9 protein-coding genes are annotated in these 10,364 nt (G+C 67.0%); 3 read left to right on the top strand and 6 right to left on the bottom strand.

Going from position 1 to position 10,364, the window contains the following annotated elements; all coding sequences use genetic code 11:
* Positions 1–605 precede the first annotated feature (605 nt).
* Positions 606–1,373, bottom strand: a complete 768-nt coding sequence (gene cobM, locus ACFU5M_RS13875; protein ID WP_379048758.1) for a precorrin-4 C(11)-methyltransferase — start codon at positions 1,371–1,373, stop codon at positions 606–608.
* Between the two features lie 560 nt (positions 1,374–1,933).
* Positions 1,934–2,359: a PPOX class F420-dependent oxidoreductase gene (locus ACFU5M_RS13870; RefSeq protein ID WP_280239761.1), complete on the bottom strand. Its 426-nt coding sequence runs from the start codon at positions 2,357–2,359 to the stop codon at positions 1,934–1,936.
* 76 nt (positions 2,360–2,435) lie between these two features.
* On the opposite strand from ACFU5M_RS13870, the gene ACFU5M_RS13865 reads away from it, so the two are divergent.
* Positions 2,436–2,912 carry a hypothetical protein gene (locus ACFU5M_RS13865; RefSeq protein WP_379048755.1) on the top strand — a complete coding sequence of 159 codons (477 nt, stop codon included), beginning with the start codon at positions 2,436–2,438 and terminating at the stop codon, positions 2,910–2,912.
* A gap of 567 nt (positions 2,913–3,479) precedes the next feature.
* Here ACFU5M_RS13865 and ACFU5M_RS13860 read toward each other — a convergent pair.
* The 3 genes from ACFU5M_RS13860 to ACFU5M_RS13850 form a co-directional block, all read right to left on the bottom strand.
* Positions 3,480–4,670 (bottom strand): FAD-dependent oxidoreductase, encoded by a 1,191-nt coding sequence (locus ACFU5M_RS13860; protein ID WP_379048767.1) that lies wholly within the window; start codon positions 4,668–4,670, stop codon positions 3,480–3,482.
* A 1-nt stretch (position 4,671) separates the two neighbouring features.
* A complete protein-coding gene (locus tag ACFU5M_RS13855; protein ID WP_379048753.1) occupies positions 4,672–5,274 on the bottom strand; it encodes a TetR/AcrR family transcriptional regulator in 603 nt (200 codons plus the stop codon).
* A gap of 82 nt (positions 5,275–5,356) precedes the next feature.
* Positions 5,357–5,713 (bottom strand): hypothetical protein, encoded by a 357-nt coding sequence (locus tag ACFU5M_RS13850; protein ID WP_379048751.1) that lies wholly within the window; start codon positions 5,711–5,713, stop codon positions 5,357–5,359.
* A gap of 171 nt (positions 5,714–5,884) precedes the next feature.
* On the opposite strand from ACFU5M_RS13850, the gene ACFU5M_RS13845 reads away from it, so the two are divergent.
* Complete coding sequence (locus ACFU5M_RS13845) at positions 5,885–7,300, top strand: helix-turn-helix domain-containing protein (RefSeq protein ID WP_379048749.1); 1,416 nt, start codon at positions 5,885–5,887, stop codon at positions 7,298–7,300.
* Between the two features lie 114 nt (positions 7,301–7,414).
* Here ACFU5M_RS13845 and ACFU5M_RS13840 read toward each other — a convergent pair whose 3' ends face one another.
* The gene (locus tag ACFU5M_RS13840; protein ID WP_379048747.1) at positions 7,415–8,341 is read right to left on the bottom strand and encodes a LysR family transcriptional regulator; all 927 of its coding nucleotides are present in this window, start codon (positions 8,339–8,341) and stop codon (positions 7,415–7,417) included.
* A 433-nt stretch (positions 8,342–8,774) separates the two neighbouring features.
* On the opposite strand from ACFU5M_RS13840, the gene ACFU5M_RS13835 reads away from it, so the two are divergent.
* Positions 8,775–10,259, top strand: coding sequence for a purine-cytosine permease family protein (locus ACFU5M_RS13835; protein ID WP_379048745.1), 1,485 nt, complete (start codon positions 8,775–8,777; stop codon positions 10,257–10,259).
* Positions 10,260–10,364: the final 105 nt, after the last annotated feature.

The raw sequence follows: 10,364 nt of genomic DNA, 5'->3' as shown, positions 1-10,364 counted from the left end.
CCGTAACCTCGCTTCCGGAACACCACGCAAGCGCTCCCCGACCACACCCGGAGGGGGCGCGCACCTATCCGAGCGTGGCGCCTGCGTCTCCAGGTTGAGTTCTCACATCAAATCAGGCAAAAAATGTTCATTTGAACTATCTGTCCAACGTGCCGGGCTTGTTACATGGGCTCGACCGTGCCCAGAACCCACCGACCGGCTCCGCGGGGACCTTCTTTGCGAATCACCGGATCAATCTACCGTCGCCCCCCGCACCCGACCAACCATCGGACATAGCGAGCAAACATCACCGCAGGCAAGAGGGTTGCAGCGAGTTCGCGGGAGACTGTTGCCGTTCTCACACACGTCACTCCTGCGCCACTGGGACACTTACGCCCCGACGTATGGCAGGCGCCTACGGCACTCGCCCGCGATGGATCGTTTGCCGAGCGACCAAGTCAGCAGGCGGGCCGGACGAACGCCGAGCCGAGCGCGTCGCCGATCCGGAGGCACACCCGCCCCTCGACAATCAGACTGCGCACCCGGCCAGCCGCCCACAACGTCGGACCAATGAGCTGAGTCCGGCTGAAACATTCGCCGGTTCTGGAGGCGCACCCGCACCGTTGTCATCCGCGCCGCGCACCGGCGGACCCGCGGACCCGCGTCGGGTCGTAGAGATGGGATTGCGCGCACGACACCGCAGGCGTGAGCGCGCGGCCAACCAGGATCACCGCCGCCTGCCGCAGTCCGGCGGCCTCGACTCGGTCGGCGATGTCGGTGAGGGTGCCGCGCAGGACCAGCTGCTCGGGTTGACTGGCGCGGTAGACGACGGCGACCGGGCAGTCCGGGCCGTAGTCGGCGGCCAGTTCGGCGGCCAAGGCGCGGACGCGGGTAACGGCCAAGTGCAGCACCAGCGTGGCGCCGGTGGCGGCGAAGTTCGCCAGCGCTTCGGACTCGGGCATCGCGGTGGAGCGGGCATGGGTGCGGGTCAGCACGACCGACTGCACCAACTCCGGCACGGTCAGCTCCGTGCCGAGCACCGCCGCCGCCGCCGCGTAAGCGGGCACGCCCGGCGTGACATCCCACGGCACCCCGTGCGCGTCGAGCCTGCGGGTCTGCTCGGTCAGCGCCGAATACAGCGACGGGTCTCCCGAGCACAGGCGGGCCACGTCCTTGCCCTCCGAGGTGGCGCGCACCAGACGCTCGGTGATCTGGTCGAGGTCCAAGTGCTGGGTATCGACCAGCTCGGCGTCCGGCGCGCAGTACGCCAACACACCGGGATCCAGGTAGGTCCCCGCGTACAGGCACACCGGCGACGCGCGGAGCAACTCGACCGCGCGCACCGTCAACAGATCGGCCGCGCCCGGCCCGGCCCCGATGAAGTGCACGGTCATGCGCGTGAGTGTATTGACCGCCGTCCACTGCTTACCGGGCGACCGAGCGCCCCTGCTTGCGGCCCGATCACGGCAGGGCGACAGCGAACCAGCTCCGCACCTGCCGCGGTACAACGACACCCGGCGACCAGCCCCGAAACCTGCGGCCCGATCACAGCGAACCAGCCCGCGCACCAGTAGCCGCACAACGTCGACACCTGGCCGCCAAGCGAATGTGTGCGGCCGGATCGCACCGGCTCGACGGCGAACCGGCCCGAGCACCGGCACAGCGCGACCCTCGCGACTAGCGCCGAAGCCTGCGGCCGACCGCAGCAGGGCCTACGAACCGGCCCGAGCACCGGCAGAACAGCGGGACCCCCCGCGAGGAGCGCCAAGCCTGTGGCCCGAACGCGGCAGGGCCTACGGCGAGCAGCCAGCGCGCCGGTAGCGGTACAACGGCGACATCCGACGGCCGAGTGCCCGATCGTGGCAGGATCTGCGGCGAACCGGCTCGAGCATCAGTAGCGAATACACCTGCGACAACCGCTGCCTGCGAAATGCCCAGGCGGTGATTCGGCTGGTCAGGCGGTTGCGTCGAAGTGGGCGATCACCTTCGTGGGCCGCAGCCGGACCACCAGTTCGCCGGGGACACCGTTGCGCTTGCCGAATTCCTCGGCGCGATCCGCCCCCATGTAGCGGCCGCCGATCTCGGTGGCGGTGCGCAGCAGTTCGTCGGGGTCTTCCGAGAGCGTGACCGAGCCCTGCAACTGAACCGAGGCGTAGGGCGGTCCCTCCAGGTCCACGCACACCGCGATGCGCCCGTCGCGGGCGAACGCCTTGCCCTTCGCGGTCGACTTGCCGGTGTTGAAGACCAGTTCGTCCCCCTCGAGGACGAACCACACCGGACTCACCACCGGCCTGCCGTCGGCGGCGACGAACGCCACCTTGCCGGTACGGGTGCCGTGGGTGAGGAACTCGCGCACTTCGGGATCGGAAAGAGAGGCCATTCGCTCACCCTAAGGCGGTCGCCACAACTGACACCAGCGGTTGTGGATTCGATATGCACATGCATATCATCTACAAATGCGTACTAATTCTACAGACCAAAGACCCATCGACCCGCACGGCGCGGCAGGCGAACACCCGTTTTCCGAGGGCACCGTGCTCATGCCCTGGCAAGCCGGGCCCCGCCACGACAGCGCAGGCCCGGTGTTCGTCAGCGTGACCGACTTCCTGGCCGCCTCCGAAGAAGACGTTCAGGAGATCTACAAGACGGGAATGCGGTTGGGCCGGAACTGGCCCGTGATGCACGGAGCGGTCGGCCTGTGGCTGTGGGCACGGCCGTCGGAGTCGCGCGGCGGCTCGATCTCGGTGTGGGAGACCGAAAAGGACATGCGGCGGTTTGTGCGCTGGCCGGTGCACGCCGACATCATGCGGAAGTGGCGCGGGCGAGTCGGCCTCGCCACCGACTCGTGGCAGGCCGCCCGGTTCGACGCCCAGGAGGTGTGGGCACGGGCGCGTGACACGATCGATTTGCGCCCGCACCCCCAGGCCGGATGACCCATACGGCGGCCGTGTACCGGATCGGCGATCACGTCGAAGACGGGTCCGGGTGCAGGAGTACTCACGTCCCCACAGTCCTGCATACCCGGCACTCTCGACACTCCGGCTGAACAGGGACTTTCTCGCTCGATGCGTGCGTAGGCATTGTCCGGTGCGCTGTCCCACCGACGCTGCGACGTCCTCTACGCCATGCTGTAGACAAAGCAGCCCTACCGGATGCCAGAGACTGTCGCCGCTCGACGGAAGCCACCCGCCGCTGGTGCGCGGCTCGAGGTGGCATGCCGTCGAACTCGGCTATGGATCAGCGCTGCCAGGGCAGGCAGCCCGCGGCGCGCAGGCGAGTGGCCAGGCCGGAGCCGATAGTGGTGCTGGAACCGTTGCCCGCGGTGAGGGCCAGCAGCAGATCGAGGCCGAGTCCGGCGGTTCCTCCTTGCGCGCTGCTCGGCCAGTTCTCCCGCCGGGCAATCGATCTGATCTGTCACGGGCGTCGACCGGTCCGACCCCCGCTGCCAATTGTTGACCGATCGTGCGGAGCGGAAACCCCGGGCTCGTCTGCGCCGGCATTCAGGTGCGAATGTGTTCCGGCCGGACGCCGAGCCCGATGAATCGGCCCACCGCGTGCCGCAACGCGGGCAGCCGCCGGAAGATTCGGAAGATCGGCGGGACATGGGTGGCTGTGTCGTCGTGCAGATTCTTGGGGTAGAGGTCACGCAGAATGGCCAGCTGAAACAGCTGAGTCAGTTTGACGGGCAGTTGGCGGCGGGCTTGCACGCGGGGCGGATCGGCGTCGGTCAGGGTGTGGGCGAGCAGTTTCGGGCCGAGGATGTTCGCTGCCGCGACGGCGTCCTGGATGGCCAGATTGATGCCGACGCCACCCGCCGGTGACATGGCGTGCGCGGCATCACCTATGCAGAGCAGGCCTGGCCGATACCACTTGTCGAGCCGATCCACACGGACCGTGAGCTGATGAACGTCGTCCCAATCGGCGAGTTCGTGGACGCGATCCCGCAATACGGGGGCGAGCGCGGTGATTCTGTCGCGTAGCTCGCCGATGCCGAGCGCGCGCATTTCCTCGTAGGCGTTCGTGGGGATGGTGTACGCCACCTGCCAGTAGTTCCCGCGGTCGATGGCGACCATCGCCCCTTTACCGCCTTGGAAGAATTCGACCCGGTCCGTCGCTCGGCGCGACAGCCGAAACCACAGGACGTCCATCGGTGGCGAGTTCATTTCGGCCCGCAGACCGGCTGCGTCGCGCATCCGCGAGTGGCGGCCATCGGCGGCCACGACGAGATCGGCACGGACTTCGAAGCTTCCGGTGTCGGTGGTCGCCCGCACACCGAGGACTCGATCGTTCTCGATGAGCAGATCGATTGCTTCCGTGCGCTGTAGGAGTCGGAAGCCGGGAAAGGTCGCTGCCTTGGTCGCGAGGAAGTTCAAGAATTCCCATTGCGGCATGAACGCGATGTACGGGCTGCGGACCGGCAGTTTCCGGAAATCCGCGAAGGTCACGGGCGTGCCGCCCACAGCGACGGTGACCCGATCCATGGTGCTGTGCGGGAGGCGGTGGAATTCGTCCAGCCAGCCGAGTTCGTGGATGAGTTCCTGAGTGGACGGATGGATGGTGTCGCCCCGGAAGTCGCGTAGGAAGTCGGCGTGTTTTTCGAGCACGATCACCTCGACACCCTGCCGGGCCAGCAGCGTACCCAGCATCATTCCGGCGGGGCCGCCGCCGACCACGCAGCATTGCACGTTCATGTCATGCACCGGCGATCTCTCCTTCTTCTTCGGACGGTGTGCGTCGAACGAGTCCGTGGAGCACGAGCCCGACCAACTCGGCGACGTCGACCGGGATGCCGGTGCTGCGGCCGACAGCGAGAGTCGCGAACAGAGCGGTCGCTGTCGTATGCGCATCGTGGTCACGCAATTCGCCCGCGGCCACGCGTGAGCGCAGATACTCGGCCATCACGGCTTGTCCTTCCCCGACGAATTCCGCCAGCACCGCCCGCACGTTCTCGTGTGAATGCCCGGCGGCGAAGAACAGTCTGATCAGCTTGGCGTTGGCGGCCAGAACGCCGTCGAACTCGCGCATGACCCGCGGCAGGACCTCGGTCGCCGGCCTGTCTTCCGCTTGCTCCAGCGATTCGCGCAACTGCCGTGAGAACCCGCGCTCCCGCAGCAACGCGGTGACCAGCGCCTCTTTACCGGCGAAATAGTGATATAGCAGGCCCGGCGCCACCCCGGCGGCAGCCGCGATGTCCTTGATCGAAGCGCCGTCGATCCCCTTGACGGCGAACACGTCCAACGCCGCGTCCAGCAAGCGCTCGCGCCGCCACTCCGCCTGTTCTCGTCGACTTCCCACGAGCACTCCATTGATTGAACGATCATTCAACAAAGTGAACGTACCACGCGATCCACGAGAATCGAAGCTCTCCTGACGTCAGTCATCCCCCCGTTCGATCGCCCTTGCGAGGTCCGAGGGGCCATGGGGCGGCGAGGTGCCCCATACCCTGCGATGAAATGTGCCTCGAGTCGAGGGTGATCAGCCCGCACACCGACATGATCGCGTCCGCGCGGTCCTCCAGATGGTCCCGAGACGGGGTGATCACCGCGATCGCGCCGACCCGGCCGATCACGGCGAGCAGCGCCTCGACCGACGCGGGGGCGGTCGGGCCTGCGACCAGCGTTCGTGCCAGATCGAAATTGGACGCCTTCGCCAGCGCGCGAATTTCCATTTCGTGCCTACGCGTGCGGCGGCCGGAGATGTCGCGGCGCAGATATCCGACCACTTTCGGCTTCATGATCACCTCTCGTTCTCGATGGGTGCGCCCGCCGCCGGGGGCTTTCGCCCCCCTTCGCGGCTCACCGCGTCCGGAGTGCCGTGCCGACACGACATCACCCCGGCGGCGCGCGCCCTTCGAGCCTCGAGGAACGGACGGAGCATCGCGACGCTGTCAAGCGCGCGACAGTAGGTGCGCGATATCTGCGGTTGCCCCTCGCCGCCTTCGAATTTGTGCTTAAAGTTCGCGCATCACAGTGGATTTCGGGACAGGGGGCCGAATGTGATCGACAACGAAATGGACGGCGTGTGGACGACGCCGCAATTCCGCAAGTTGCTCGCCGAGGGGCGGCCCGGTCAAGCCCTCGCCCTCGTCCGCAAAGAAATGGGCCTGTCCCAAGCCGACTTCGGCGCACTCCTGCACTGGGATCGCACGCACGCGGGCCGGGTCGAGCGTGGAGAAGTGGGCACCATCTACGACGTCCGCGAATTGGCCCGCGCCGCCGACGTACTGGGTATTCCCCGCTCCGCGCTGCTGCCTCTCTTGCTCGCAACACCCGATCCGGGGACCATCGACTACGGGGGTGGCGAAGGAGTCGATGACGTGGACCGCAGACAATTCGGCCTGGCAGCGACGATAACGGCGGTGGCAGGTGTCGCCACGCCGCCGACCAGGGCGGTAGAACCTCTTCGGGTCGGTACGGGCCATATCACTTATATTCGTGCGCTGACGCAACGCCTGTGGGAGCACGACAACCGTCACGGAGGCGGCGGGGCATTCGACTACGCGACGCGGCAATACGTTTCGGTGCGGCGGCTACTCGACTCCAAGTCGTACGGCCACCGCACAGGTGCCGATTTGCTGAACGCAACGGGATGGCTGTCGAATACCGTCGCCTGGCTCGCTCGCGACAGTAATCGACTGGGCACTGCGCGACGACACTTGACGGAATCGGTCCTGCTCGCCGAACAGTGCGGGGACAACGCATTATTGGCCGCCGCCCTCGGAGACCTCGCGAATCTGGCCGCCTCTTCCCCTGCCTCGTTCGCCGAGCCCGTACGCCTGGCCCGGCGCTCGACCGAACTCGTCAGCAACATACCGTCGGCTCGCATGAACGCGCTGAAGGCCGCTGAAGAGGCAACGGCGTACGCGGCCATCGGCGACGAACAGGAATTCGACCGCGCGATGGCGCGAGTCTGGCGCGAAGCCGATCGCGGTCTGGACAACCCGAACGACCCGGCATGGTTGGAGCACGTCAACGAGGCCGAGCTGCGCGCCCACGAAGCCCGAGGACTCCGCATGCTCGGACACCATGGCCGAGCAGCCGATCTATGCCGCGATACCGTGTCCGACGCTGCCTGTTTCCCCCGCGATGAAGCGTCGTACCGCGCCTATTACGCCGCCGCCCTCACCGGCTTGGGCGACACCACCTCGGCGATCACCGAAGCACACACCGCCATGACCCTTCTGGAAGGCCCCGTCAACTCTCCCCGACTCCTGGCCGAACTACGCCCGGTCCGCGTAGCCGCTACCCGCACCCGCGGAGACGACGCAGAACACTTCCGCCACCGATTCGACGCCCTCGTCCGAAGCGGCCCGACCAGGTGATGACAGGCGCGATCCGCTCTGCGGCATTCGGTCGGGAGTAGATTGTGTGCCCTCGGTCGATCCAGGAGCGTGTGTGATCCGCAGCGTGGAGCGCCGATGTTCGCCCGGCGGAAATCAGCCCCGGTATCCGAGAAGGATGTCGCGCTGGTCGGCGACCATGGCGCGGATGGCGGTGACGACGGCGGCCACTTCCGGGCGGCGCAGGGTTTCGGTACGAGCGACCATCCAGTAGCCGAGGGTGACCGTCACCGAATCGGCGAGGACGCGAACGAGATCCGCGTGACGGTCGGCCATGAAGCAGGGCAGCAGGCCGAGACCCGCCGCGGCTCGCGTCGCCTCGACGTGCACGAAAACATTGGTGGACGTGACGGATTCGCGCATCGCGGGCGCGAAACTGGAGGCCAGGTCGAGGTCGTCGACTTGGAGCATGGAATCGATGAAGTACACCAGCGGGTGTTCGGTCAACTCGTCGATCGTCGCGGGCGTGCCGTGGTCGCGGAGATATTCGCGCGATGCGTAGAGGCCCAGGCAATAGTCGGCCAGGTGGGTGGCGGTGGCGCGGTGCACCTGCGGTTCGCCGACGACGATCTCGAGGTCGCGTCCCGAACGCTGCTGGGACGCACGCCGGGTGGTCGCCACGATCTCCACGGTGATCTTCGGGTGCCGCCGCTGCACTTCCGCGGCCGCGGGCGCGGCGATGTAGGCGCTGAAGCCGTCCGTCGCCGAGATACGGACCACCCCTTCCAGCGATCGGTTCCCGCCCGCGTCGCCCGCGAGGGACTTCACGGCCGACTCCACCGCCTCGGCGGCGGCGAGCGCCTCCCTGCCGAGGTCGGTCAACTCCCAGCCACCGGCTACTCGGGTGAGCACCCGGCCACCGAGGGTGTGTTCCAGCGCGGCGATACGACGGGAGATCGTCGTGTGATTGATGCCGAGTTCCTCGGCCGCCGTGACGAAGCGGCCGGACCGTCCGACCGCGAGCAGAACGAGGAGGTCATCGGCGCTGGGACGTCGGGCAGACCCCGCGGAAGCCGGGCTCATATCCGCATCTTTGCAGAACGGAACCGGCGTCCGCTCCGGCGACTACTCGACATGTGGTGCGGACACCGACTCGGGATCTCCACCGGTCGACGCGCACACGATCGTCGGCACTCTCGAATTGCGCGTCGCAGACAAATACGCCATCGAACAACGGATCGTTGACTAGGTCGCAACATGACCACGAGCCTCGCGCCCAGGCTCGAATCAAGGGGACTTGGCGCGCGAAAAGCCGCATTCCGCTGACTATGAACTGCCCAGTGCCCGGAACGCCGAGAGCCGATGCGTCTCAGTAGATGCCCCGTCAACAATGGTTCCGCTCAGCGATCTACCGTCATACAATGAGCCGTCAACTAACGGCACAATATTCAAGTATACGGAATGGTCGGGACCCAGTGCCCGCAGCGGTCGCGGCCCTCGTCGAATGGATCTGGGCATGGCAATGGCTTCAGCGAAAGCTTTCAAGTGGTCCTTCGAGCGAAAAGGCGCGGAATGGGTCGCCGATGACGAGCGCCGAGGTGCACCGCGCGCCCAGTTCTGGCCTTGGGCAGGCACCAGCTGCAACGTGCTGCTGGTGTCGTTCGGTCCGTACGTCATGGCGCTCGGCCTCGATTGGCACCTGGCGGCGCTGGCGGCGGCGGCTGGTGCGGTTCTGTCCTTCCTGCTGCTCGGCTTGGTGTCACTGGCCGGGCAGCGCGGCGGGGCGGCGACCATGGTGGCCGGCCGCGCGGCGTTCGGATTCCACGGCAACAAGATCCCGACCCTGATCAGTTATCTGGCGTTGGTGGGATGGGAGACCTTCTCGGCGGTCCTGGCGACCCTCGCGGCCCGCACCGTGGCCCATCGGCTCGACCCGGACATGGATACCAGGCCCTTCATGGCCGTCACCCTCTGCGTCGTCGTTCTGGCCAGTACCGTGGTCGGAATCTACGGCTGCCATGTGATCCTGCGGATTCAGAAGTGGTTCGCTTTGGTATTCACCGCCCTGTCGGTGGGCTATGTCGTGCTGACGCTGCCCGAGATCTCGTTCGCGACGCACGGCCGGGCCGGTGTGGGCGCGTTCATGGGCGGGATCATGTTGACCGCCAGCCTGCTCGGCCTGAGCTGGGTCAACTGCGCGGCCGACTACACCCGTTATCTGCCGCGCGAGACCGGCAAACGTGCGCTGGTGGGATGGATCACCTTCGGCGGCACCGCCCCCGCCATCGTGTTGATGGGATTCGGGACATTGCTGGCCACGGGCGACCCCGAGGTCGCGGCCATGGCCGCGACCGACCCGATCAGCGCCTTGTCGGCCCATCTGCCCACCTGGTTCCTGGTGCCGTATCTGATCCTGGCGCTGGTGGGTTTCGTGTCCGGCTCCATCATCGGCCTGTACTCCTCGGGCCTCGCGTTGCAGACCTTGGGCGTGCGGATGCCTCGGCACTACACCGTGCTCATCGACGCGGTCTTGATCGCGGGCGCGGGTGGCTATGTCGTCTTCGCCGCGCCGGGCTTCTTCGCTCCTTTCCAGGCATTCCTGACCACGACCGCGGTGGTGATGGCCGCCTGGTCCGGGATCTTCGTGGTCGACCTGTGGCAGCGACGCCACATCGGCTACGACCGGACGGCCCTGTTCAGCCCGGTCGGCGGCTACGGCAGGGTGAACCGCGCCGGGCTCGGCTGCCTGACCGTCGCGACCATCGTCGGGTTCGGCCTGATCACCTCCCCCGATCCGCACATCGGCCCACTGCTCGGATACCTGTTCACCCCCGCCGCCCGCGCCGGCGGGCTGGGCAGCAGCAACCTCGGCATATTCGTCGCGCTGGTCCTCGCGACCGCGGGCTACGCGGCCCTGCACCGCGTCCGTCCGCCCGCCCGGCCGAACATCACCGAACAGATCGAGAACCGTGAGACGAACCTGATCCAGGCCACGGCGTAAAGGTCTTCGCCGCCGAACCGACCGCCTTCGCCGAGGAGTCGAGCGCGAAGGCGCAGTTCGGATCCGTGCCCATGAACACGTGCCGTCCTCAGCCCGAATGCTGGT

Origin of the sequence: Nocardia sp. NPDC057455 (genome assembly GCF_042802775.1) — a bacterium.
GTDB lineage: Bacteria > Actinomycetota > Actinomycetes > Mycobacteriales > Mycobacteriaceae > Nocardia.
Note: the sequence above shows the minus strand (reverse complement) of the source record. Positions and strands in the feature narration are given on the sequence as shown.